Here is a 25,120-nt window from a genome sequence, read left to right as displayed (position 1 = left end):
TCTGGCGTTTTCTGATTGTTCGCCCCACAAAACCGGTTTTGATATGTCCATTTCGACTGCCCTGCCTGCTGCCGTTCCTGAACATTTTCCGCGCCAGATTGCGGTTCTGATCCTTGTTGTTGTTGCCTGTTCCTTTGCCGGGAACCATGTGGCGGCAAGGCTGGCATTTGAAAACGGCACCGGGTTGCTTCTGGCGATCCTGTGCCGGTCGGGGGTGGCGTTGGCCATCCTCATCACGCTTGTGATCTGGCAACGCCAGACGGTCCGGCTTCCGGCCGGAAGTCGGAAATGGCAGATTTTGCTGGGGCTTCTGGTCACCATTCAAAGCCTGTGCCTGTATTCGGCGGTGGCCCGCATTCCGGTCGCACTGGCCCTTCTGACGGCCAACAGCTTCCCGATCATTCTGGCGTTGCTGACCTGGGCGTTGGGTGGGGCGCGACCGACATTGAAATCGGCGGCCCTGATGCTGTTCATCCTGTCGGGGCTTGTCCTGGCACTTGATGTGCCCGGCGTTCTGGCGATGGAGGGTGATGTCGGTGCGAACTGGTGGCAGGGGATTGTCTTTGCGCTTGGTGCGGCAACGTCCTTTGCCGTGGCCCTTTGGGTGACCGATCACAAATTGTCGGCTTTGCGCGGATCGGTGCGCAGCATGTTCACCATGCTGATTGTGTTTGCATCGATGATCGTGGCCGGTTTCGCCGAACTGGTGCCGGGCGGGATGAATTTGCCCGCGGCAACGCCTGGCTGGCTTGGTCTTGGTGCATTGGTATTGCTTTATGGTGGTGCCTTTTCCGTCCTGTTTATTTCGGTGCCGCGGCTGAATATGGCGCGCAATGCGCCGGTGATGAATATGGAACCGATTGCCACCCTGCTGTTTGGCTGGGTGGTGCTGGAACAGATGATCAGCCCGGCCCAGATGCTGGGCGGGTTGGTCGTGATTACCGGGATTGTCATCCTGACGCTGCGCAAATCGGCCTGAGTGCCGGAATTATCGGAACCTTCGGGTTTGGCAGCCGTTGCGAAGACAGTCGCGACATTTTCAATGAGGAATTCAGATGTTTGATGTATCTGCAAATGGTGCGGTGATTCCCGCCCTTGGCTTTGGCACTTTTCGCATGCCCGAAGCCGACGTTCTGCGTATCGTGCCACAGGCGATCAAAACCGGCTTTCGCCATATCGATACGGCCCAGATTTACGACAACGAAGCCGCGGTCGGGCAGGCGATCCTTGATAGCGGCGTCCCGCGCAAGGACATCTTCCTGACCACCAAGGTCTGGGTCAGCAATTACAGGCATGATGCCTTTATCAAATCGGTCGATGAAAGCCTTGAAAAGCTTAAAACCGATTATGTCGATCTGCTGCTGTTGCATTGGCCGAACAATGATGTGTCGCTTGCCGATCAGATCGGGGCGTTAAACGAGGTCAAGCAGGCCGGCAAGGTGCGCCATATCGGGGTCAGCAATTTCAACATTGCCCTGATGGACGAGGCCGCCGCGCTATCGGATGCGCCGCTTGTGACCAATCAGGTCGAATATCATCCGTTCATTGATCAGACCAAGGTCATGGACGTTGCGCGCAAACATGGCATGGCCCTGACCGCCTATTATGCGATGGCCGATGGCAAGGTGCTGGAGAATGAGCAGCTTGGCGAGATCGCCAAATCGCATGACAGGTCGGTCGCACAGGTTGTTCTGCGCTGGTTGTTGCAGCAGAATGATGTGATTGCCCTGTCGAAAACCGCAACCGAAAGCCGGGTCGCGGAAAATTTCGACATCTTTGATTTCGAACTGAGCGGCGAGGAAATGCAGGCCATTCATGGTCTGGCCGATGAAAACGGCCGGATCGTCAGCCCCGACGGGTTGGCACCCGATTGGGACTGATGCTGCTTTCAGGAAGCGACAGGGCCGGGGAAACAGATTTTCCCGGCTAAGATATTGAGAAATATATCTTTTATGTCTTAATGAGTTTTGATTAGGAACTTTTTCCGGTTTTCTGGAAAAAAGTTCTTGATTTGTTCTTTTCGTTGTGGCATAAAGATAAAGTCAACAGGACAAATGGGTCCGGAGACAAAACCCGCAAAGCGTGATTCGCTTTTGCGGGTTTTTTGCGTTTCGGGCGGCAAAAACAGGAATGAGACGATGACAGGGCAGCGATCTGAAAGGCCGCAATGGCGAGGGCGGTATCGCCAAAGGGACGTTCATGGCGCATGGAAAAGTCATTACGGGGGTGGTGCGATCAGGCCGTAAGGCCGTCGGATATTTGCGAAAAACTGTGGTTTATCATGACGGGAGAGTTGTGCCCTTGGGGCAAGGGCGTTTGAACGGGGCAGCGAGAGCCGGGGCCAATTTGGTTCGGTCCAGTTCAGCCCGGTCGGTGAAGCGTGACAATGCCGAGAATCAGCGGGCCCGAATTGCGCCCGGATTGGATCGGCACTGGATCGTCTGACCGGGATTGGCTGGCAGGATCGTCAGCGGGCTGGTGGACCGTTTGGCGATGCCGAAAGGCTGGTCATCGATGGCGGGAGTTGTGTGTCTGCCATGCGGCAACATGTGGCCCTTGGGGTGAGGTGCGTTTGCGGCGTCAACCGAGGGCGGTAGGTGCTTGTTCAGGGCAGCGGGGTCCGTCCGGGGTGCGGTTGGTGGCGGTTGGCAATGCCGGGGGCAACGGGCTTGGCGGGATTGGATCGGTTTGCCCGGAGCGGCGGGCAGGATTGCTTGCCAGCGGGGCGAGGTGCGTTTGTGGTGTCCATCGAAAGCCCGAGGTGTTTGTTCGGGGCAGCAGGGACTGGGGCTAGGTCGGTCTGGTGCAATCCGGTTCAGTCCTGTCCGTCCAGCCCACCTGGTCGGTGGCGTTTGGTGATGTCGAGGGCAGCAGGGCTGGTTGGCTGGCAGGAATGGCCTGGCGATTGATCAAATCGTCATTCCGGGCGCAGCGGAGCGCAGACCCGGAATCTGCGCCCCATTGAAAGAGCTGGATTCCCGCCTTCGCGGGAATGACGGTCAGGTTGGGAATGCCGATCAGGTTGGGAATGACAATCGGATTGGGAGTGCTGTGTCAGCGGTCTGAGGGCCGGGTTATCCGGCCCTGTTGACAGCCACATCTAGACCGCCTGCGAATGCCGCCCGTGGGCGTGATCAAGATAGGTGTCAAACGCCGCACAAACCGCACGGACAAGCGGGCGGCCGTTTTCGGTCAGGTGGATGTGTGTGCCGTTAACTTCGACGATGCCATCCTGTGTCATGGCGCGGACCCGGTCGATTTCGCATGTGAAGCGGTCGACGGATGTGCCGTGATCGGCGCAGATGGCGGCGACATCAACCGTCAGGTTGCACATCAGTTCGTTGATGATGTCGCGCCGGATGCGATCTTCGTTGCTAATCGCGATACCCTTTTCAATCGCACATTTTCCGGCCTCTACCGCGCGTTGCCAGCGAGCAAGGGCCGGGTCGTTCTGGGCATAGCCGTGCGGCAGGGACGAAATCGCAGAGGGGCCAAAACCGATCAATGCTTCGGCGCGGTCGGTGGTGTAGCCCTGAAAATTACGATGTAACAGGCCGCTTTTCTGCGCGATGGCCATGGCGTCGTCATCGCGGGCGAAATGGTCAAGGCCGATGGCGCTGTAACCATGCGAGGTCAGTTGGGTCTGGATGGCTTCGTACTGGGCCCAGCGGGCTGCGGTGTCAGGCAGGGCTTCGGTCGGGATCAGGTTCTGATGCTTTTTCATCCATGGCACATGGGCATAACCGAATACCGACAGGCGGTCGGGGTTGAGCGTAACCGTCTGATCAACGGTTTCGATGATGCTTTCCACGGTCTGGAACGGCAGGCCATACATCAGATCGACATTGATGCCCGAAATTTTGTGCGCACGCAGACGGGCAATGACATCTTCGACCAGCTCAAACGATTGCACGCGGTTGACCGCACGTTGCACAAACGGGTTGAAATCCTGAATGCCGATGCTGGCGCGGGTAAAACCGCAATCGGCCATCACATCGATAAATTCCGGTGTGGCCGTGCGCGGATCCATTTCAAGGGCGACTTCGGCATCGTCAAGGATATCGATGCGGTCCGTCAGATCGGCCATGATCGCGCGGAGGTCTTCGGGTTTCAGTGCCGTCGGGCTGCCGCCGCCAAAATGAATGTGCGACACCTTGAAACGATGGGCGGGATCAAGCTTTGACAGCAGGCTTGCGATTTCAGCCCGAAGGGCGACAACAAAATTGCCGACCGGGTCATATTGCTTGGTGATTTTGGTATTGCAGCCGCAGAACCAGCACATTTCCCGGCACCACGGAATATGCAGATAAAGCGATAAGGGTTGTGCGGGATCGAGGTCACCCAGCCAGCTTTCGAAAACCCTGCCATTTACCGACGCACTGAAATGCGGTGCGGTCGGATAGCTGGTATAGCGTGGCAGACGCAGGTCGTATTTTTCGTAAAGGGCGAGTTGCATGACGGACATCCCGAAAATTCGTTCTGTCCGTCTTTTGCATTATTCCAAATTCATCTTCCTTGATATGCGTCAAGGAGCGGCAAAGCGGGAAATTACAGATGCTTGAAAGCCGAAATCAGATCAGCCCGCAGGATCGCCAGCCGTTCATTGCCGGTTTCCTCGTCATATGGTTCGGCCTTGCCGACACCCCAGATCGGGCCGGGCCATGCGGCATCATTTTTGAACCGGGCCACGACATGACAATGGAGTTGCGGGACCATGTTGCCCAGCATCGCGACATTGGTTTTATCGGCGTTGAAACGGCGTTTCAGCGTTGCAGAAACAATCGCGCATTCATCACCCAGCAATTTGCGTTCATCCGCGCTCAGATCATCATAATCGACCAGATTGGCGCGTTTTGGCACAAGGATCAGCCACGGATAGCGGGCGTCATTCATCAACAGGACATGGGACAGCGGGCCATCGGTGACGAGATCGGTGTCGGCGGCAAGTTGTGGATGAAGGGCGAAGTCGTTGATCATGGGGGCCTCTTTTGGGGCTTGGGGGGCTTGGGGCGGATGAATGTAAAATCTTATAATCGGAACGCATCAGCTTGTCGTGCGTTCCGGTAAGAGGACAAAAATGTCCATCCAATTGTTGTTTTTGAATAACTTGCAATAATCGTGGTTTGTGCGTAGCTAGAGCCGGGGTCGGACAAATGCGATACAGGAGCATGACCGGCATGGCGGACAGAAAGCGGGTGGTAATCGTTGGCGCAGGTTTCGGCGGCATGAGTGCCGCCAGGAAACTTGCGGGCAAGGATGATGTTGACGTTGTCCTGATCGACAAACGCAATCATCATCTGTTTCAGCCGCTGCTTTATCAGGTGGCGACGGCCGACCTGTCACCGGCCGAAATCGCCTGGCCGATCCGCAGTATTTTCAGCCGCTATCCCAATGTTTCCGTCTTCATGGGCGAGGTCACCGGGCTTGATTTGCCAGGCAAGCGGATCATCGCCGGGGATCGCGACCTTTCGTATGATTATCTGGTGATTGCGACCGGGGCGGTGACATCCTATTTCGGGAATGATCACTGGGCGATGGTAGCACCGGGCCTTAAAAACATTACCGAGGCGACCGATATCCGCAAAAGCCTGCTTCTGGCGTTTGAGCGCGCGGAAAACAGCGAGGATGCGGAAGAACGGCGTCGGTTGCTGAACTTTGTTGTGGTTGGCGGCGGGCCGACCGGGGTTGAGATGGCCGGGGCGATTGCCGAACTTGCCAAGCAGGCATTATCCCATGATTTTCGCCGGATTGACCCGCGTGATGCACGCATCATCCTTGCCGAAGGTGGCCCCAGATTGCTGGGCGCATTCCCGGAAGATCTATCGGAATATACCCGAAAATCCCTTGAAAAAATCGGGGTCGAGGTCCGGGTCAATCAGCAGGTTTCAGACATTACCGCGATGGGTGCGCAGATCGGCGATGAATTCATTCCGAGCGCCAATGTGATCTGGGGTGCGGGTGTCCGGGTTGATCATCTGGCCGACTGGACCGGGCGGGAATGTGATCGGGGTGGCCGGGTGATGGTCAATACCGATCTGTCGGTGCCGGGATATGAGGATGTTTTTGTCATTGGTGATGCTGCGCATGTGCCGTGGCGCGATGGCATGACGGTGCCGGGGATTGCGCCAGCAGCCAAGCAGCAGGGCAAGTATGTTGGCGGGCGTATTCTTGATCATATGGCAAGCCGTGAAACACCGCCATTCGCCTATCGTCATGCCGGAAATCTTGCGACGATTGGCCGTCACCGGGCGGTGATTGACCTGAACGGGTTCAAGCTGCGCGGCTGGCTGGCGTGGTGGTTCTGGGGGCTTGCGCATATCTATTTCCTGATTGGTTTGCGCGCGCCCGCCCTTGTGATGGTGCAGTGGGTGTGGAGTTATCTGTTTCGTAAAAAGGGTGCGCGCCTGATCACCGGATTGATGGCGGGAGAGGTATCGGAACAAATAAGTCCAGCGCAAAAACCGGCACAAAAAACGGCAAAAACACCACCGGGAGAATGAGGGGCGTTCGTCCCCCGGTGATGGTGCCGTCATGTTGTTCAGGCCGTCATGGCGATATCGGAAACCTGCGTATGACGTGCCTGCAATTCCACGACGATATCGGTAACCTTTGCCTCGGCACCGGCGATGGATTTTTGGGTGCGTTCATCGCCGAATTCGTCATATTCGATGGCGGCACTATGTTGATCGGTGATGCCGATATATTCCAGCGGGGCAAAGACGCCGCCTTCGACATGGTTAAGATGGGCGACACGTCCGCCCGGATCATATCCGAAATCGCCGCGCGAGGATAAAACCACCAGTGATTTGCCACCGGTCAGCATCGGCCAGTAGGGGACGCCATCACGCGACCGGTCAAAGCCGAAGGTGACGCCGACGCGGACGATATTTTCGATCCATGCCTTCATCTGGGCAGGCATGCCGAAATTATACATCGGCACCCCGGCAACAATCACATCGGCACGCAGCAATTCGGCAAGCAGTTCGTCGCTTTCGGCCAGAACCTGATGCATCCAGTCTTCGCGCTGATCGGGTTTGGTGAAGGCGGCGTGAACCCAGTCACCGGTTACCGGGCTGGGCGGATTGGCGCCGACATCGCGATAGATGATTTCGTCATCCGGGCGGGTGGCGCGCCATTGTTCGATGAATTTGGCGGTAAGGCGGCGCGAGTGGGAGCCGTGGGCGCGGGTGTCGGATCGGCCGGGGCGGGCGCTGCTGTCGATATGAAGGATGGTTGTCATGGGGCACCTTTGATCGTTAATGATGATCTGTGATAATCTGTGTTCATCTGTTTCGATTTGCGTTGCCCCATATTTGACTTGGATACAGGTTTTGATCAAAATCGAATATCTCAGCCAATAGATGAATTGAGTTCATCCATATGTCCTTGCCCCCGCTTGCGACGCTGCGTGCTTTTGAGGCCGCCGCCCGACACCTTAGTTTCAAGCGGGCGGCGTCCGAACTTGCCGTGACGCCAACCGCGATCAGCCATCAGGTGCGATTGCTTGAAGAAACGCTTGGTGTGCGGTTGTTCGATCGCAAGCCAAGGCAGGTGACACTGACCGCCGCCGGGCAGGAACTTTATCCGACGTTGCGCGACGGCTTTGCCGGTTTTGCCGTGGCGATTGACCGGGTCAAGGCGCGCAAACCCCAACGCGGGCTGACGGTATCGGTGCTGGCATCGTTTGCCGCCAAATGGCTGTTGCCGCGCCTTGGCGGTTTTCAGACAGCACATCCCGATATTCATTTGCGGCTGCATACATCGGCTGAGACGGTTGACCTTCATTCGGGGATGGCCGATGCGGCGGTGCGATATGGCAGGGGGCCATTTCCGGGGATGGTGGTGCAAACCCTGTTTGCCGACCGGTTCGCGCCGGTTTGCAGCCCGATGTTAAACATCCGACAGCCCAACGACCTGCGCGGGCAGACCTTTTTGCATCTGGAATGGTTGCGCCCGGACGAGGCAACGCCGACCTGGGCGCGGTGGTGCAAGCGGGCCGGGTTGGATGATGTCGATTTATCAAGCGGGCTTAGTTTCAGTGACGATACCCATGCCATTCAGGCCGCGATTGCGGGGCAGGGTGTTGTTCTGGCCAGTTCGGAAATGGTGCGCTCGGAAATCGCCGCAGGGCTTCTGGTGCAGCCATTCGGCCCGGTGATGGAAGGGCATCATTATCACCTGATCCATACCGGCAGGAGTGCGAACATCAAGGAAATCGAGGCATTCGGTGCGTGGCTGGCGGACGAAATTGCCAAAGATGGTGCCGTGTGATGAAGGTGTCCGGGGTGCCGTCCTGCTTTGGCATTGACGCGGCGGCGGCGATGCGAAACCATGATATTCCGAAATCATCCCCCAAGCAGGTGCCCGATGCCCCGTTTTAGTGCCAATCTTTCATTCCTGTTTGCCGATCTGCCGTTTGAAAAACGGTTTGCCGCGGCGGCGGCGGCCGGGTTTGGCGGGGTCGAATATGTCGGCGCCTATGACATGCCGATGGCCAGCGTCAAATCGCTGCTGAGCGATAATGGCCTTGAACAGGTTTTGTTCAACATGCCGACCGGCGATTGGGAAAAGGGCGAACGCGGGCTTGCCTGCCGGCCGGGGCGCGAGGATGCGTTTCGCGATTCCGTGGTCAAGGCGCTTGATTACGCAGCCGCGACCGGATGCAGGATGGTGCATTGCATGGCGGGTGTGATGGGCAAGGGCGAAGATGCCGGGGAACTGGCGCGGCTTTATTGCGACAATCTGCTTTATGCCGCCGATCTGGCCGAACAGGCCGGGGTCAAAATCCTGATCGAGCCGATCAATCCGCTTGATATGCCGGGATATTTGTTAAATTCGGTCGAACAGGCCGCCGTGATCCTTGATCAGCTTGATCATCCCCATCTGGCGCTGCAATTCGATATTTATCATGCGCAGATTGTCGGCGGGAATATCGCCGCGCGTCTGGACAGGCATCTGGACAAAACCGCCCATATCCAGATTGCCGGTGTGCCGGGCCGCCGTGAACCCGATAGCGGCGAGCTTAATTATCCGTTCCTGTTTTATATGCTGGATCGGGTCGGGTATGACGGCTGGATCGGCTGCGAATACAAGCCGCATGGCGATACTGTGGCGGGGCTGGAGTGGATACGCCCGTGGATGCCGAAACCCTGATCAGGGTTATTCAATCAGGATGGCGCGGAAGTCGTTTACGTTGGTCAGGGTCGGGCCGGTGATCAGGAGATCGTCGATTTTGGCAAATGCGCTATAGGCGTCGTTATTGGCCAGATATTCCCGCAGATCGACGCCTGCCGAAATCGCCTTTTGCCAGCTTGTCGGGTCGATGATGGCACCGGCGTTATCTTCGCTGCCATCGATGCCGTCGGTATCAATCGCAAGCGCGCTGAACCCGGCATGATCGCGGAACTGGATCAGGAGGGAGAGCAGAAATTCGCTGTTGCGGCCACCACGGCCGCCCTTGGCGCGGACCGTGACGGTTGTTTCACCACCTGATAACAGCACACAGGGTCTGGCGGCGGGTTGGCCGTGATTGGCGACCTGATGGGCGATCCCGGCATGGACGATGGCGACCTCGCGTGCTTCGCCTTCGATGGCGTCGCCCAGAATGACCGGATTGATGCCAAGGTCACGGGCGACTTTGGCCGCGGCCTCCAGACTATCCTGCGGGCGTGACAGCATGATCACTTCATGCCCGTCAAAGCATCTGTCGCCCGGTTTGACGGTTTCATGGATGTCGTTATTCAAAAGTTCGGTCGCGGCAAGCGGGATTTCGATCCGGTAACGGCGGATGATATCAAGCGCATCCTGCCCGGTTGTCGGATCGGCAACCGTGGGACCGGATGCGATGATTGCCGGATCGTCGCCCGGTACATCGGAGACCAGATAGGTGACCATGCGCGCAGGCGCACAGGCGGCGGCAAGCCTGCCGCCCTTGATCGCGGACAGGTGTTTGCGCACACAGTTCATTTCGGAAATGGTTGCGCCGCTATGAAGCAGGGATTTGCTGATCGCCTGTTTGTCTTCGAGTGTCAGACCCGGACCGGGCAGGGCCAGCAGGGCCGATCCGCCGCCCGAAATCATGCAGACCACCAGATCATCGGGACCAACGGATTTGACGATATCAAGAATGCGCTGGGCGGCCTTTTGCCCAGCGGCATCGGGGACCGGGTGGGAGGCTTCGACAATTTCGATTTTGTCGCACGGGACGGCATGACCGTAGCGGGTGACGACCAGACCGGAAATATCGCCATCCCATGCCTGTTCAAAGGCGCGCGCCATATTGGCCGATGCCTTGCCCGCACCGATGACGATGGTTTTGCCCTTGGGCTTTGACGGCAGGTTGCGCGGAATCTGGACCGCAGGATCGGCGGCCTTTAGGGCGGCATCCATCAACTGCAAAAGCGTGTCGCGCGATGTCGTCATGTCTGGTTTCCCTGATTGGTCGTATTTTTATCGTTCTTGTAATTGTCTTTGTATTTGCGGCTCAGTTCGGTTTGTTCACTGCGGCCAGTTTGAAATATTCGATGACCGCCTGTAAATGTTCGGACATGGCTTTTTCCGAGGCGTCCGGGTCACGGGCGGCGATGGCTTCGACAATCGCATAATGATGTTCCTGCACCATCCGGTCAAAGGATGGGCCGGACAGATTGTTAAAGCGGATTTCGGTCAGGGCGGCCTGCAGTACATCGTGAAGCATTTTCATGACGTGGTAATAGATGATTGATCCGCTGGCGCGGCCGATCATCATATGCAGGCGATGGTCATCATCGGCACGGTATTTCGGCGCGCGACGTGGATCGTGGGCCTGCCGGTAGGCGATGCGCAGCAGTTCGATATCCTCGTCACTGGCATTGATGGCAGCCCGCCGTGCGGCCCATGTTTCCAGCGTGCAGCGGATTTCCTGCAGGTCACGGAGGTTGTTAAGCGAATCCCGGACAAGATCGGTCATCGCGGTGTCCATTTCGACCCCGGTGGATGACAGGACTTCGGTGCCGCCGCCCTGAACCGCGCGAAGGTAACCACGGGTTTTAAGCTTTTGCAGGGCGGCACGGACCGAAACGCGGCTGACTTTCATGTCTTCGGCAAGCTGTCGTTCGCCCGGCAGACGGTCCCCGGGCAGGAACATGCCCGCAGTGATCATGTCGAGAAGCTTGTCGGCAACCTGATCGGCAATCCTTTTGGGCCGGTTGGCATCAACCGTGTCGGAAGATTGTGCAGGTTTGACAGGCGGCATGTTTTGAACACTCCAGCAGCGACCGAGACCAGCCGACAATGCGTTTCGTTTTATTGGTCATACCACTTTACGGGATGTTTTGCGTTGCTGCAAAGTGTCCGTTGAACTGTTGTAAAGGGGGCGTGCGGGCGAGCTTGTCAGTCCTGCAATAAATTGATAGTTCAACGGGGTCCGATTGCCGGTCTGTGCCGGTTTTGGACCCGAAAATTTCAAGCTGCCCCAATTTCAGGAGAATTCGCGTGAGCCACCATACCGGGTCGCTGCTGGGCCATGATGATCCAGCACCGTTTGAGGTTTTGAACGAGAACGGCAAGGGGCATTCGCTTTTTGTCTGTGACCATGCGTCGCGCGAAATCCCCAAAAGCCTTGGTACGCTGGGCCTGCCGGAAGAAGAACGCAAACGCCATATCGGTTGGGATATCGGCGCGCGCAAGGTGACCGAAATTCTGGTGGAGCGGTTTGATTGCCCGGCGGTTCTGGGCGGGTTTTCGCGGCTGGTGATCGATTGCAACCGGCAGCTTTGGGACCCGACCGGAATGCCCGAAATCGCCGATCAGACCGTCGTGCCGGGCAATAAAAACGTTTCACCGACGGAGCATATGAAACGCATCCGCGAGATTTTCCTGCCCTATCACGGTGCCATCGAAGAACGGATTGCCAATTTCCATGCCCATAAAATCGTTCCGGCCCTGATCGCCATTCACAGTTTTACCCCGGTTTTCCAAGGGTTTGAGCGGCCGTGGGAAATCGGCATTCTTTGGGATCGCGATGATCGTATTCCCGTACCGTTGCTGGCAAAGCTTCGCGAACAGAATCCCGATTTGACGATTGGTGATAACGAACCCTATTCCGGGCAGCATATGGCCGATTACACCATCGATCATCACGGCGAAGCCGGTGGATTGCCCTGTGTGTCGATTGAAATCCGGCAGGATCTGATTGATACTGATGCGGGATGTGAAAAATGGGCCAAAATCCTTGGCGATGCGTTTGTCGACATCCTGGCCGACCCGAACCTTTATAAAATCAGGAGAGACTGATTTGGCGGTGTCCCATTCGCGCGAACCGGGCTTTTCCATCGGGATCGAGGAAGAATTCTGGCTGGTGGACCGCGAAAGTCGCGATCTGGCGACGGACCCGGCAGCGGATTTTCTGAAAGACTGCAAGGATGCGCTGGGCGATCAGGTATCAAGCGAATTCATGCGCTGCCAGGTCGAAACCGGCACCAAGGTTTGCAATAGTGCAGCCGAGGCCCGCGACCAACTGACGCATATGCGCAGCACGGTTGCCGATATTGCCGCACGTTATGACATGGCGTTGCTGGCGGCATCGACCCATCCGTTTGCGCAATGGGACAGCCAGAAACACACCGAGGGCGAGCGTTACAGCACGATTGCGCGTGACCTTCGCACGGTTGTTGACCGGCTTCTGATTTGTGGCATGCATGTGCATGTCGGGATCGAGGATGATGACCTGCGGATCGAGCTGATGGCGCAGGCGAGTTATTTTCTGCCGCATCTTCTGGCACTGACCACCAGTTCGCCATTCTGGCGGGGGCGTGATACCGGGCTTCAGACCTTCCGTCTTTCGGTGTTTGATAATTTGCCGCGTACCGGATTGCCCGAAGTGTTCGGATCATGGGCGGAATATCGCCGCCATGTCGATATGTTGATCCAGGCCGGGGTGATCGAGGATGGCACCAAGCTTTGGTGGGATTTGCGCCCCAGTGACCGTTGGCCGACGCTTGAGATGCGGATTGCCGATGTCTGTACCGATCTGGAAGACGCGATCTGTGTGGCGTCGATCACGCGATGCCTGATGCGGATGCTGTATCGTTTGCGGCGCAATAACCAGCGTTGGCGGATTTATTCCAACATGCTGGTGCGTGAAAACCGTTGGCGGGCGTGCCGGTATGGAAGCGACGCCGGGGACAAGACCGGGCTGATCGATTTTGGCCGGGCGGAGATCGTGCCCTATGCCGATCTGCTTGAGGAAATCATCGAACTGATCCGCCCGGATGCCGAACATTTCGGCTGTGTCGCGGAAGTCGAACATGCGCGCACCATTATTGCACGCGGCACAAGCGCACGCCGCCAGCGCGAGATTTACACCGATGCGGTGAAAAAGGGGGCAAGCCCGCGCGATGCGTTGCTTGCGGTGGCCGATCACCTGATTGCGCATACGGTGCCAGGCGAAAAATCGGCGGTCTGACAGCCGTTTGGAAGCCGTTTGGAAGTTGCCGGGCGAACGGGTCTTGTCATGGCAAAGCGCATTGAGTATCGTCGCGCCGCATTAAAATTCAGCGCACCGGTTTCCGCTGCGCAATCATGATCGGAGAATATCAGGAATGACCGAAGTCGGTGGAATCGCAGCCGATCAGCTTGCGAGCTATGTCGAACGTATCGAACGCCTTGAAGAAGAAAAGGCCAACCTGATGGCCGATATCAAGGAAGTTTACGGTGAAGCCAAGGCGCTTGGTTATGACGTGAAAATCCTGCGCCAGATTATCCGTCTGCGCAAAATGGAAGACCACGAACGCACCGAACAGGAAGAAATCCTTGAGGTTTACAAACGTGCGCTTGGCATGAGCTGATCTGCTGTGTCAGGAGTGTCGCGCCAAGATGCAAAGCCCGCTTTCGAGCGGGCTTTGGTTTTTGTATCCTGTGGCAATGAATGACCGGACCCGCCCCCAAATCACAAGCGAAGTCACAGAAGGCGTTTGCCGTCTTTTGTATCATCACCGCATGGCATGCCTGACCGAACTTAGGCTTGGTAACGGGCGGAGGCTTGATGTGCTGGCCCTTGGCGAAAAGGGGGATCTTTGGGCGATTGAGGTCAAATCGTCGGTCGAGGATTTTCGCGTTGATCAGAAGTGGGAAAGCTATCTTGATTATTGCGACAGGTTTTTCTTTGCCGTGACGATGGAATTCCCGCGCGACCTGATCCCGGTTGATGTCGGGTTGATCGTTGCCGACCGGTTTGAAGCGGCCATTGTGCGCGCGGCACCTGAGCCGGACCGGAAACTGTCGGCAGCGCGAAGAAAGAAATTACTGATTTCATTCGGAAGGACGGCAGCAGGCCGGATGACTCCGGGGGCGGACAGTGAAATCTTCGTGCTTTAAATTATAAATGGCTAAATTAGAAAACAGTATAAATCTGTGAATGTATAAGTCTTTGTTATGTAATACTTATACGATACCCCGATAGGAAACGGATACCTTAGGGTAGTATTTCTTGTCTCATTTTTGAACTAATATCCTAACAAACATGTCACTTGGTTGTGCTAGTGGTCGCTGACTACACTCTGCCGCGCGGTCAGGTGATAGAAGAAAATATCCCTGGAAACGATCAAGATCGGTTCATGCCGCGGAAACCTGTATGACGGGGTGCATTTTTGCGCGCCTGTCGGATCGTGGGGGTACGATGGCGGGGATGGGACGGGCTGCGAAAGCGTTAGCAGGCCACGGGCTTGTATCGGGGGACGGCATCGGGACGCGGGGGCGTCATATCCGGTATGCCGGTCCGAAGCTTATCCGGCGCGGGGCTGCACATATATCCGTGCCCGGCCATGCCCGGCACATCACCACATTTTCAATAAAAACAAACGGTCGGCATTTGCCGCGCACGTATTTCGCAGCCTGCGAAATGGTGCGGGCGGATGATCGCTGTGTCGCCAATGACGTGGTTAAGGGACATCGCAAAAACAAGGGTGACGCCATAGTCACCACCTTCCGGGAAGCTGTTGGGGCAGCAGCCTGATATCCTTGTAGTTACAATTGGTTAGAACGTTACAGAATGAAAACTTTCGTCAATCTGAATATCGGTACCAAGTTGGCGGTTCTGCCGCTGATCGGGGTTATCGCCATTGCCATTGTGGGCGTCATCGGGGGACGCGCGATTGTATCACTTAGCAACGGTCTGGAATTTGCCGTTTCGGAGGCCTATCCGGAGGTCCGCGACATCAGCAATATCGACCGCAATGTCACAAAGGTTCATCAGACGGTCTATCGTCTGCTGTCATGGTCGGCCGCAGGCGTTGACGAAGACCGCATGAGCAGCGTGAATGCGGAATTGCAGTCGCAGATTACGGCGGCCCGCGATGCGTTTACCCAGATGCTGGGTGATCGGAACATGCAGGGGCCGGAACGCGAAATCGCGGAAGGCGCGGCCAAGCTTTACGAAGGTTACCTTGCCAAGATCGACCAGGTTCTGGGGATGCTTGATATCGAGTATACCGGGGCGCTGAGTTTTTCGTGGTCAGCACAGTCGGATTACGAAAGCCTGATGGCGACATTGGCCGAGCTTCGTGAAACGGCGGAAAACCGCATGGATGTTGCCAGTTCGGATGCGATGGCAGCCGGCATGGCAGCCCAGAATCAGACAATCATTGCATCGGTTGTTGCCGTCCTTGCGATGGTGTTGATCAGTTTTGCCATCACGCGCGTGATCGGCGTACCGGTCAAACGGTTGACGGCGGTGATGCGCGAACTTGCCGATGGAAGGGCCGATATCGATGTGCCCTTTACCGGGCGGACCGATGAAATGGGCAGCATGGCAGGGGCGGTTGAAGTGTTCCGCCAGAATGCCGAAAGTTTGCAGGAAGCCGAGCGCAAACGCATAGAGGACGAAGCCAAGGCGGCCGAGGAAAAACGCCGGATCATGCAGGAACTTGCCGCCGAGATCGAAACATCGGTCAAGGGAACGGCAACTGCGGTCAGTGCCGCAATCGAGGAAATCGGCGCATCGGCCAGTGCGATGCTGACCAATGCCGAACGCACCGATCAGCAAAGCGAGAATGCCTATGATGCGTCGGGCAAATCCAGCCGCAATATGGGCGAGATTTCAGAGGCCGCCAACAGCCTTGCGGCCGCGATTTCCCAGATCAGTAATGAAATCCAGGAAAGCAGCCGCCGCGCACAGGCCGCAAGCGAGCAGGCACTGGATGCGGATGCCAAAATCCGCAAGCTTGAAGAAGCCAGTGTCCGGATCGAGGATGTGGCGGCACTGATCGGCAATATTGCCGAACAGACCAACCTTCTGGCCCTTAACGCGACGATTGAATCGGCCCGTGCCGGGGATGCCGGAAAGGGCTTTGCGGTTGTGGCCAACGAGGTCAAGAACCTTGCCAGTCAGACGGCACGTTCGACCGAGGAGATTGCGACCGAAATCGCCAATGTCCGCACGGAAACCGTTCTTGCGGTCGAGGCGATCCAGACGATTGTTGCCAGTGTCAATGACGTCAACGGTATCCTTAAAGCCATCGCCGATGCGGTGCTGGAGCAGGGGACGGCCACCGGCCAGATCAGCAACAGCATTTCGGAGGCCGCCGGGTATGCCGAAACCGTATCAGGCGGGATTGGCGATGTACGTGAAATTGCCCGTGCCACCCGCGAGTCCGCGGATTCCGTCGGGCAGGCAACCGGCGAGCTTGGCCGCCAGATGACCGGTTTGAGTTCATCTGTGGACGGGCTTGTCGCCCGTTTGCGGGCGGTCTGATCCATTTTCCATTTTTCTTCCAACAGGTTCATCAAAGGGGATTACCTGATGACAACATTTATGCGTCTTTTTGTTTCTGCCGTGACCGCACTTTGCCTGACCACCGGCCTTGCACAGGCCCAGGACAAGGCGGCAACCGCACAGGAACTGGTCGATAAGGCCATCGCACTTTATGACGAAGTTGGCCAGGATCAGTCCTTTGCCACCTTCAACGACAAGGACGGCGAATATGTTTTTGACGAATATTATGTGATTGTCGCCGATGGTGAAAAGGGCACGTTCCTGACGCATGCGATCAATCCGAAGCTGATCAATAATCCGAAAATCTGGGATCTTCAGGATGTGAACAGCAATTTCATCATTCGCGACATGGTGGAAACCGGCAAGACGAACCCGGATGGTGGCTGGTCCAACTATACCTGGACCCACCCGGAAACCAAGAAACTTGCCGAAAAGAAAACCTGGGTAAAGCCGCATGACGGCAAAATCTTTATGGTCGGTTATTACGAATAACGGGTTGCCGAATCGTGGAATTACAGAAGGTCGCCCAAGTGGCGGCCTTCTTTATTTATGATATTGGCGATCATGGAAGTATATTTCTGCCTGTGACGACCGTCACATCAATAGTGAAATAAAAGTTACGAAGAATTTTACTGGTATAGTCATTTGCGATTTCACACTATTCGATGGTCTATATTTGTTCCAAACTTTCATAAGTTTGATGTCGAATGGTAAATTATCTTAAATATTGAATAGGTTATAATGCTTGTAGGGTAAGGACCCATTAATTTGGTTGAAATGGTCAATCAGATTTGTGCGGATACGCGAAGCAAAGCCGCAGGAAGATATATATCTTTTAAGGCTTTGCGACAAAGTAGCCCGTGCAAATCTGATTGATCCGAAGGACAGGTGTTATATTTGCGAACTCCGACGTCAAATCCCTTGTCCGGGATGCCGACCCGCACTGCGGGCTTTTCCTTGGATTTCGCAAATCTAACACCTGCCATTCCAATCAAATTAATGGGACCTGACCCTAGCTTCGTAGGCCCGCGCAAGACGGGCCGATATCTCCTGGGTGGAAGCGCTGGCAACTGCGGCGTTATTCCAACGCAGCGTTCGGGTGTTCAGCCGTTTAACGGCAAATGAGTGGGAGATAGCTGTGAGAAAAGTCAAACGGGCAATCTTTTTGTCCGGCGGGGGACCTGCCGTCGGGCTCAGTATCGGGGTTCTGAAACGACTTCAGCAGGAACCCGATATCACGTTCGATATCTGGTCTTCTGCCTGCATCGGTGCGTGGTTATCTGTGGCCTGGCATCAGGCGGACGAGGGACAGGAACTTGATCAGACCATCGGGTTTTTCCGCAAGATATTCCGCCCGGCAAGCGTTTATGACCGCTTTCCGATTGCATCGGCCTTTGCGCCGGATTTCTTTTCCGATTTCGCCAACCGGCTTTCCTATTTCTTTAACCCGGACAGTTATCAGGGGCTGATCGTGCCAGAAGCGATGGCCGAAGCCGCCGAGCATGTCCGCCATTTCATGGGCAATCCGAAATACTGGACGCCCCATAACCTTAACGATGTGCTGTTGAATGGTATTCTGGCGGTCAATCCGCTGTCGCGCTTTATGGTGGGCGCGATGTATCAGACCAAGACCAAGGGATTGGCGAAAATCTATTCGCCAGACAGCATGTTCCTGGATCGGCTTGATTTTGACCGGTTGTATCAGCCCGATAAACCAGCACTTTTCCATAATGCCTATAACCTGACACAGCAGCGGCTGGAGCTGTTTACCAACAAGCCCGATCATTACAATCTGCCGCAAATGAATGCGCAAACGCTTTGTGCCTGTTCGGCCCTGCCGTTTATCGAGGAACCGGTTGAAATAAACGGCGATACCTATTGCGAGGGGGCGACGGTTGATACGGTCAATTTCTTTGATTTCCTGCATCATCATCCCGATGTCGAGGAAGTCTGGGTCAGCCGTATTCTGGACCTTAAGCAGGTGCGTCAGCCGGAAAATCTTTATGACGCGCTGAATAACCTGATCATGCTGTTTGCCGCATCGGCAAGCGAGGATGCCGTCAAGGCCTTCAAGCGTGAAGTCGCCGAAAGCGGGCGAAAGATCGACATCATCGAAATCCCGGTTTCACCCCATATCAATTACGACTGGACGTGGGAGAACCTTGATCGCGGGATTGATGACGGTTATCAGGCGACCGATGACATGATCGCCAGTTACCGCAGCCGACAGCTTCGCGAACATCCGGTGCGTGATCTGCGCCGTCGTGCGGCACGGGTTCTGCCCGATCTGCATTTCCCGTTTGGCGGGCCACGGCCAAGACTGGCGTAAGTAACATCATCAAACAAAGGGGCCGCTGATCTGATCATGCGGCCCCTTTGATTTTGGAAGGCCTCGTTACTCGGCGGCTTTCAGATGTTCCGGCGGGTTGCGGAACTGTTCAAGCAGTTCGGCCTTGCGGGTTTTGACCTTGTCGATATTGCGATCCTTGATATGGCCGTAACCACGGATCTGTTCGGGCAGGGCCAGAAGGGCGTTGGCAATGCGGGCATTGTCGTGATTAAGACCGTTGATGACCTCGTCCACCAGTGCCTCGTAATCGGCAATCAATTGACGTTCCATTTTGCGTTCATGGGTACGACCGAACGGGTCGATTGCCGTGCCGCGCAGGAATTTGAATTTGGCAAGAATGCCAAAGGCGCTCATCATCCAGGGGCCAAAGGCCTGCTTTTTCAGATGGCCGGTTTCCGGGTCCTTGTCGGCGAAGGCCGGTGGGGCGAGATGGAAACGGATTTTGTAATCGCCGGTGAAGTTTTTGGCGAGTTTGGCCCTGAAAGCCGGATCGGTATAAAGGCGGGCCACTTCATATTCGTCCTTGTAGGCGAGCAGCTTGAAGTAATATTTCGCCACCGTCCGGGCCAGATCATCGCCATCATCAAGGCGTTTTTCAGCCGCCGCAACCCTGTCGACCAGTGCGACGAACCGGTTGGCATAGGCTGCGTTCTGATAATCGGTCAGGAAGGCTTTGCGTTTGGCGACAATTTCCGAAAGCGTGGTGGCAATCGGATGTGCCTCTGCCTCGTTCGGGCCGATGACATCAAGGACGCGTTTCGGATCATGGGCAAACAGGCGGCCCCAATAGAAGGACTGCTTGTTCATATCAATCGCGACACCGTTCAGATCAATCGCCTGCATCAGGGCTTCTTCGGTGATCGGGATCAGGCCGCGCTGCCACGCAACACCCAGCATGAACAGGTTGGTGGCAATCGAATTGCCCATCAGGCGGGTGGCGATATCGCTGCCTTCGACAAAGTTCACGGCATCCGCACCACAGGCGTCCGAGATGACCTTCATATGCTCGTTTGATTTCAACTGGAAATCGGGGTTGCGGGTAAAGGCACCGGTGACGGTTTCATGGGTATTGATCACGGCCTGGGTAAAGTTGCGGCGCATCTTGGCAAGGCCTTCGAAGCTTGCCGCGACCAGAAGATCGCAGCCCAGCACCACATTGGCCTCGCCCGCCGGAATGCGGGCGGCATGGAGTTTTTCCTGCGTATCGGCAAAGCGGATGTGGCTTACGACCGCACCGCCTTTTTGCGCCAAGCCCGCCATATCAAGACCGACAATGCCCTTGCCCTCGATATGGGCGGCCATGCCAAGCAGGGCCCCGATGGTCACGACACCCGTGCCGCCAACGCCCGTGATCAGAACCGACCATGGATCGGTGATATCGGGCAGGGTCGGGCGCGGCAGGCTGGCGAAGATGGCATCGCCTGCATTACCGCTTTTGGCAGCGGCTTCGGGTTTGCGCAGCGATCCGCCTTCGATGGTGACAAAGCTTGGGCAGAAGCCATTCAGGCAGGAGAAATCCTTGTTACAGGCGGACTGGTCAATGGCGCGCTTGCGGCCAAATTCGGTTTCGACCGGCACGACGGCCAGACAGTTGGATTTTTCACCGCAATCGCCACAACCCTCGCAGACCAGATCGTTGATGAAGACCCGTTTGGGCGGATCGACCATCAGTTTGCGTTTGCGACGGCGGCGTTTTTCAGCCGCACAGGTCTGATCAAAGATCAGGATGGTGACACCTTCGATTTCACGCAGTTCTTTCTGGGTGTTTTCCAGTTCGTCGCGATGACGGATATCAACACCATCGGCAAAATGCGATGCGACCGGATATTTATCGGGTTCATCGGACAGAACGATGATGCGTTTCACCCCTTCATCGGCCATCTGGCGGGTGATTTGCGGCACGGTCAGCGGACCGTCAACCGGCTGGCCGCCGGTCATGGCGACCGCATCGTTAAACAGGATTTTATAGGTGATGTTGACACCGGCCGCGACGGCGGCACGCACCGCAAGCGACCCGGAATGGTAATAGGTGCCATCGCCCAGATTCTGGAAGACGTGCTTGGTGTTGGTAAACGGGGCCTGCCCGATCCAGGTGACACCTTCGCCGCCCATATGGGTAAAGGTTTCGGTCGAACGGTCCATCCAGTTGACCATGTAATGGCACCCGATCCCGGCCATGGCACGGCTGCCTTCGGGGACCTTGGTCGAGCTGTTATGCGGGCAGCCCGGGCAGAACCACGGAATGCGCGCGACATCCGGGCGTGGTTCGGCGATTTCGCGTTCTTTCTGTTCCAGCCAGTCGATGCGTTCGTGGATTTTCGGGCTGTCATAGAAACGGTTGATGCGCTGGGCGAGGACAACCGCGATGCGCGCCGGGGTCAGTTCATCCATCGAGGGCAGAATCCATTCGCCCTTTTCATCGAATTTGCCGATCACGGTCGGGCGGACATCTTCGCGCCAGTTATAAAGCTGTTCCTTGACCTGGTTTTCCATCACCGCGCGTTTTTCCTCGACGACGATGATTTCCTCAAGCCCCATGGCAAATTCGCGCACATCGTCGCGGTTGAGCGGCCAGCTCATGCCGACCTTCAGCACGCGAATACCGATCTTGGCGGCATCGGCCTCGGATATGCCAAGGTCATCGAATGCCTGCATGACATCAAGATAGGCCTTGCCGGTCGTGATGATGCCAAGCCGTGCATTCGGGCTGTCGATGACGGTTTTGTTCAGCTTGTTGGCGCGCGCATAGGCAAGGGCGGCATAGAGTTTGTATTTCATCAGGCGGTGTTCCTGATCCTTTGGCGTGTCGGGCCAACGGATATGGAGCCCGCCTTCGGGCATGTCGAAATTATCGGGGATGATCGGCGTGATGCGATTAGGCGCGACATCGACCGCAGCCGAACTTTCAACCGTTTCGGCGATGGTTTTCATCGCGACCCAGCAACCGGAATAGCGGCTCATGGCCCAGCCGTGGATCCCGAAATCAAGGATATCCTGCACCCCCGACGGGTTCAGAACCGGGATTTGCGCATCGATAAAAGCATATTCGGTCTGATGGGGCAGGGTGGATGATTTGCAGGAATGGTCATCACCGGCCAGAACCAGAACACCGCCATGTTTTGACGTACCGGCATAGTTGGCGTGTTTGAAAACATCGCCTGAGCGGTCAACACCCGGCCCCTTGCCGTACCACATGCCAAAGACGCCATCATATTTGGCGTCCTTGTACATATTGACCTGCTGGCTGCCCCAAACGACGGTGGCGGCGAGGTCTTCGTTTACGCCAGCCTGAAATTCGATCTGCTGTCTGGTCAGGAATTTCTTGGCGCGCCAAAGCTGCTGATCAAGGCCGCCCAGCGGTGATCCGCGATAACCGGAAATGCATCCGGCAGTGTTCAGGCCTGCGCGCGCGTCAAGCTGGCGCTGCATCAGGGGCAATCGAACCAACGCCTGGATACCGGTCAAATAGACCCGGCCTTCTTCAAGCGTATATTTGTCATCAAGGCTAATTGCCGCCAATTGTGCCATGACCAGTCTCCCTCGGGATCTCTCTCTGATTGCGGGGTCGCGTGGGCCAGTTGCGCTGCTTTTATTGATATAAGTTTACGCGCAGGGTTTTGGTATGGCCCGTAAAATTCTCTTTGCTGTCATTGGCGTTCCGGCTTTGGCGTTTGGTCGGGACGGATCGCTGTCTGACAGGATAATGGTAATGAATGCTGACCTTTTTTCAAATCAACTCGCATTGCAATGTGCAAAACGCCTGATTGCACTGGTTGACGTTGGGTCAACTTGATATTTACTTATTCCGGTACCGATTTGCGCGCAATTTTATTGCGGTCGTGCTGCGGTGCAAAATTACCGATGTGATCGAGTCTATCCTCGGCAACATCAAAGTCGGGTGTTAAGGTCGGCGCGGGTTTTGGGTGCTTTAGGGTCAAGACCCATTAATTTGATTGGAATGGCAGGTGTTATATTTGCGAAATCCAAGGAAAAGCCTGACGTGCGGGCGGCATCCCGGACAAGGGCTTTGACGCGGGAGTTCGCAAATATAACACCTGTCCTTCGGATCAATCGGATTTGCACGGGCTACTTTGTCGCAAAACCTTGAAAGATGCACATCTTCCTGTGGTTTTGCTTCGCGTATCCGCACAAATCTGATTGACCATTTCAAACAAATTAATGGGCCTTGACCCTGAGAGTTGGAGCATGAAATGGATCAACGTGTATCGCTGATTACACTTGGCGTGGCCGACCTTGACCGGTCGCGGCGTTTTTACGAGGACGGACTTGGTTGGAAAGTCAGCGAGATGGTCGAGGGGCAGGTGGTTTTCTATCAGCTGTCCAACGGGCTGGCGCTTGGCCTGTTTGGCCGTGAAGATTTGATCAAGGACGGGCAGTTTGAGGATGATACCGGTGCCCGTTTTGCCGGTCTGACGATTGCCTATAACGCACGGGACGAGGCCGAAGTTGATGCGGTGATGGCAGAGGCGAAAAAAGCCGGTGCCGTCATTCAGAAACCGGCGGAAAAGGTGTTCTGGGGCGGGTATTCCGGATATTTCCGCGATCCGGACGGGCATGCCTGGGAAGTGGCGTATAACCCGTTCTGGAAACTGGATGCCAAGGGTAATCTGACGATCCCGCAGCCGGAATGATTTTAACTGCGGCACTAAAAAAGGCCCTGCCGGTTATCAGCAGGGCCTTTTGTATTTAACTGGCTTTGTGTTTGCGCAGATGGGTCAGGAAATAGATCAGCCCCCCGGCCAGCAATCCCCAGAACGCCCCGGCAACCCCGAAAAAGGATAGACCGGCGGCGGTGACAAGGAAGGTTACGGCGGCGGCTTCGCGGGCGTCATCATCCTTGAAGGCGGCAACCACCGATCCGGAAAACGCCCCGATCAGGGCAAGGCCTGCGACCGCTTCGATCAGGATCGAGGGGGCGAGACTGACAAATGCGGTGACAAGCCCGGCCAGCAAGCCGAACAGGATGTAAAACACCCCGCCAAAGGCCGCCGCCCAATACCGTTTTTTCGGATCGGGATGGGCATCTTCGCCCGCACACAGGGCGGCAATGATCGCGGCAAGGTTGACGGCGTGCCCGCCAAAGGGGGCCGCAAGTAACGAGAAAAAGCCGGTGGTGGCAAAAAGCGGACCGGGCGGGGTATCGTAGTTATTGGCGCGCAAAACTGCCGTGCCGGGAATGTTTTGTGATGCCATGGTGACGATAAACAAAGGCAGGGCAATGCCGACCAGACCGGCCAATGTGAATTCCGGTATGACGAATTCGACCGGCGGCACGATGGCACCACCAAGACTGCCAAGCGTGTTTTCGGGGAATTCGACACCGACCACCATGACAATGATGAAGGCCAGCAAGGCCGCAGGCACGGCAAACAGGCGATTGATCCGCCCGACCACCAGCCAGGCAATGACAATCGGCAGGCCCAGAAGCGGATTGAACGCAACCGCCTTGATCGGTGCCAGACACAGGCCTAGCAACACACCGGCCAGCATGGCATTGGCAAGCGGGGCGGGGATGGCGGCAACCGCACGGCCCAACGGCTTCCAGATGCCGCAGATGATGATCAGGATCGCGCAAATGATAAACGCCCCGACGGCCACGGCAAAACCGCCGTCAATTGCACCGGACGTTGCCAGCAATGCCGCGCCGGGGGTGGACCATGCGATGCTGATCGGCATGCGGGTACGTAGCGACAGATAGATCGAACACAGACCCATGGCGACCGATAGCGCCATCAGGCCCGATGCTGCCTGATCGGGCGTTGCGCCAACGGCACCAAGCCCCTGAAGGACGACGGCAAAGGAACTGGCCGATCCGACAAAGGCGGCAAGAATGCCCATGAACAGATTTTGGGGCGAGATATCGCGCAGCATGGTGGCTCCGTCAAACAGGTAAAACGGATGGATGGGAAATGCGGTGGCAGAGCGGGTGAATTTAGTGGGATCGTGCGATACAGACCAGAAAAAAAGAAAGCCCCGCAGGCCTTTGCCGGGGGCTTCTT

22 protein-coding genes are annotated in these 25,120 nt (G+C 56.3%); 15 read left to right on the top strand and 7 right to left on the bottom strand.

The genetic code is table 11. The features are described 5' to 3' along the window. Positions 1-43 precede the first annotated feature (43 nt). Both ABIE64_RS18960 and ABIE64_RS18955 read left to right on the top strand, forming a co-directional pair. A complete protein-coding gene (locus ABIE64_RS18960; protein ID WP_114095075.1) occupies positions 44-979 on the top strand; it encodes an EamA family transporter in 936 nt (311 codons plus the stop codon). A 76-nt stretch (positions 980-1,055) separates the two neighbouring features. Further along, complete coding sequence (locus ABIE64_RS18955) at positions 1,056-1,880, top strand: aldo/keto reductase (RefSeq protein ID WP_007090935.1); 825 nt, start codon at positions 1,056-1,058, stop codon at positions 1,878-1,880. 1,220 nt (positions 1,881-3,100) lie between these two features. On the opposite strand, the gene hemN is transcribed toward ABIE64_RS18955, so the two are convergent. Together hemN and ABIE64_RS18945 are read right to left on the bottom strand one after the other, a co-directional pair. Beyond that, positions 3,101-4,456 carry an oxygen-independent coproporphyrinogen III oxidase gene (hemN, locus tag ABIE64_RS18950; protein ID WP_354378255.1) on the bottom strand — a complete coding sequence of 452 codons (1,356 nt, stop codon included), beginning with the start codon at positions 4,454-4,456 and terminating at the stop codon, positions 3,101-3,103. A 92-nt stretch (positions 4,457-4,548) separates the two neighbouring features. After that, positions 4,549-4,977: an HIT domain-containing protein gene (locus tag ABIE64_RS18945; protein WP_037990888.1), complete on the bottom strand. Its 429-nt coding sequence runs from the start codon at positions 4,975-4,977 to the stop codon at positions 4,549-4,551. A gap of 200 nt (positions 4,978-5,177) precedes the next feature. Here ABIE64_RS18945 and ABIE64_RS18940 point away from each other — a divergent pair, with 200 nt between their 5' ends. Beyond that, positions 5,178-6,500, top strand: coding sequence for an NAD(P)/FAD-dependent oxidoreductase (locus ABIE64_RS18940; RefSeq protein WP_247643523.1), 1,323 nt, complete (start codon positions 5,178-5,180; stop codon positions 6,498-6,500). Positions 6,501-6,538: 38 nt separating this feature from the next. On the opposite strand, the gene ABIE64_RS18935 is transcribed toward ABIE64_RS18940, so the two are convergent. Further along, on the bottom strand, positions 6,539-7,240 hold the full coding sequence (locus ABIE64_RS18935; RefSeq protein WP_354378254.1) for an FMN-dependent NADH-azoreductase: 702 nt from the start codon (positions 7,238-7,240) through the stop codon (positions 6,539-6,541). Positions 7,241-7,380: 140 nt separating this feature from the next. Here ABIE64_RS18935 and gcvA point away from each other — a divergent pair, with 140 nt between their 5' ends. Both gcvA and otnI read left to right on the top strand, forming a co-directional pair. After that, positions 7,381-8,271 (top strand): transcriptional regulator GcvA, encoded by an 891-nt coding sequence (gene gcvA / locus ABIE64_RS18930; RefSeq protein ID WP_007090943.1) that lies wholly within the window; start codon positions 7,381-7,383, stop codon positions 8,269-8,271. Positions 8,272-8,367: 96 nt separating this feature from the next. Then, a complete protein-coding gene (gene otnI, locus ABIE64_RS18925; protein WP_354378253.1) occupies positions 8,368-9,153 on the top strand; it encodes a 2-oxo-tetronate isomerase in 786 nt (261 codons plus the stop codon). A gap of 6 nt (positions 9,154-9,159) precedes the next feature. Here the strand turns inward: otnI and ABIE64_RS18920 are convergent, their stop codons facing one another. After that, positions 9,160-10,422, bottom strand: coding sequence for a glycerate kinase type-2 family protein (locus ABIE64_RS18920; RefSeq protein WP_354378252.1), 1,263 nt, complete (start codon positions 10,420-10,422; stop codon positions 9,160-9,162). Between the two features lie 61 nt (positions 10,423-10,483). Next, complete coding sequence (locus tag ABIE64_RS18915; protein WP_007090947.1) at positions 10,484-11,233, bottom strand: FadR/GntR family transcriptional regulator; 750 nt, start codon at positions 11,231-11,233, stop codon at positions 10,484-10,486. A gap of 239 nt (positions 11,234-11,472) precedes the next feature. On the opposite strand from ABIE64_RS18915, the gene ABIE64_RS18910 reads away from it, so the two are divergent. The 8 genes from ABIE64_RS18910 to ABIE64_RS18875 all read left to right on the top strand — a co-directional run bounded on the left by ABIE64_RS18910 (position 11,473) and on the right by ABIE64_RS18875 (position 19,079). Next, positions 11,473-12,273: an N-formylglutamate amidohydrolase gene (locus tag ABIE64_RS18910; protein ID WP_341363706.1), complete on the top strand. Its 801-nt coding sequence runs from the start codon at positions 11,473-11,475 to the stop codon at positions 12,271-12,273. Position 12,274: 1 nt separating this feature from the next. After that, positions 12,275-13,444: a carboxylate-amine ligase gene (locus ABIE64_RS18905; protein WP_354378251.1), complete on the top strand. Its 1,170-nt coding sequence runs from the start codon at positions 12,275-12,277 to the stop codon at positions 13,442-13,444. A 136-nt stretch (positions 13,445-13,580) separates the two neighbouring features. After that, the gene (locus ABIE64_RS18900; RefSeq protein WP_007090950.1) at positions 13,581-13,826 is read left to right on the top strand and encodes a DUF2312 domain-containing protein; all 246 of its coding nucleotides are present in this window, start codon (positions 13,581-13,583) and stop codon (positions 13,824-13,826) included. Between the two features lie 28 nt (positions 13,827-13,854). Next, positions 13,855-14,355 (top strand): MmcB family DNA repair protein, encoded by a 501-nt coding sequence (locus ABIE64_RS18895; protein WP_354378250.1) that lies wholly within the window; start codon positions 13,855-13,857, stop codon positions 14,353-14,355. A gap of 256 nt (positions 14,356-14,611) precedes the next feature. After that, entirely contained in the window at positions 14,612-14,992 is a 381-nt protein-coding gene (locus ABIE64_RS18890; RefSeq protein WP_354378249.1) for a hypothetical protein, read from the top strand. Positions 14,993-15,028: 36 nt separating this feature from the next. Beyond that, on the top strand, positions 15,029-16,729 hold the full coding sequence (locus tag ABIE64_RS18885; RefSeq protein WP_354378248.1) for a methyl-accepting chemotaxis protein: 1,701 nt from the start codon (positions 15,029-15,031) through the stop codon (positions 16,727-16,729). A gap of 48 nt (positions 16,730-16,777) precedes the next feature. Beyond that, positions 16,778-17,242, top strand: a complete 465-nt coding sequence (locus ABIE64_RS18880; protein WP_354378247.1) for a cache domain-containing protein — start codon at positions 16,778-16,780, stop codon at positions 17,240-17,242. Between the two features lie 646 nt (positions 17,243-17,888). After that, complete coding sequence (locus ABIE64_RS18875) at positions 17,889-19,079, top strand: patatin-like phospholipase family protein (RefSeq protein ID WP_007090955.1); 1,191 nt, start codon at positions 17,889-17,891, stop codon at positions 19,077-19,079. A 66-nt stretch (positions 19,080-19,145) separates the two neighbouring features. On the opposite strand, the gene ABIE64_RS18870 is transcribed toward ABIE64_RS18875, so the two are convergent. Then, positions 19,146-22,628: an indolepyruvate ferredoxin oxidoreductase family protein gene (locus ABIE64_RS18870; protein ID WP_354378246.1), complete on the bottom strand. Its 3,483-nt coding sequence runs from the start codon at positions 22,626-22,628 to the stop codon at positions 19,146-19,148. Positions 22,629-22,722: 94 nt separating this feature from the next. Here ABIE64_RS18870 and ABIE64_RS18865 point away from each other — a divergent pair, with 94 nt between their 5' ends. Beyond that, positions 22,723-22,893 (top strand): hypothetical protein, encoded by a 171-nt coding sequence (locus tag ABIE64_RS18865; protein WP_341363713.1) that lies wholly within the window; start codon positions 22,723-22,725, stop codon positions 22,891-22,893. Positions 22,894-23,311: 418 nt separating this feature from the next. Further along, positions 23,312-23,752 (top strand): VOC family protein, encoded by a 441-nt coding sequence (locus tag ABIE64_RS18860; protein WP_341363714.1) that lies wholly within the window; start codon positions 23,312-23,314, stop codon positions 23,750-23,752. 55 nt (positions 23,753-23,807) lie between these two features. Here the strand turns inward: ABIE64_RS18860 and ABIE64_RS18855 are convergent, their stop codons facing one another. After that, positions 23,808-24,992 (bottom strand): benzoate/H(+) symporter BenE family transporter, encoded by a 1,185-nt coding sequence (locus ABIE64_RS18855; RefSeq protein ID WP_354378245.1) that lies wholly within the window; start codon positions 24,990-24,992, stop codon positions 23,808-23,810. Positions 24,993-25,120 lie beyond the last annotated feature (128 nt).

This window comes from Thalassospira sp. MBR-102, from assembly GCF_040549275.1.
Lineage (GTDB): Bacteria > Pseudomonadota > Alphaproteobacteria > Rhodospirillales > Thalassospiraceae > Thalassospira > Thalassospira xiamenensis.
The sequence above is the reverse complement of the archived record's forward strand: the minus strand, read 5'-3'. Positions and strand labels throughout refer to the sequence as shown.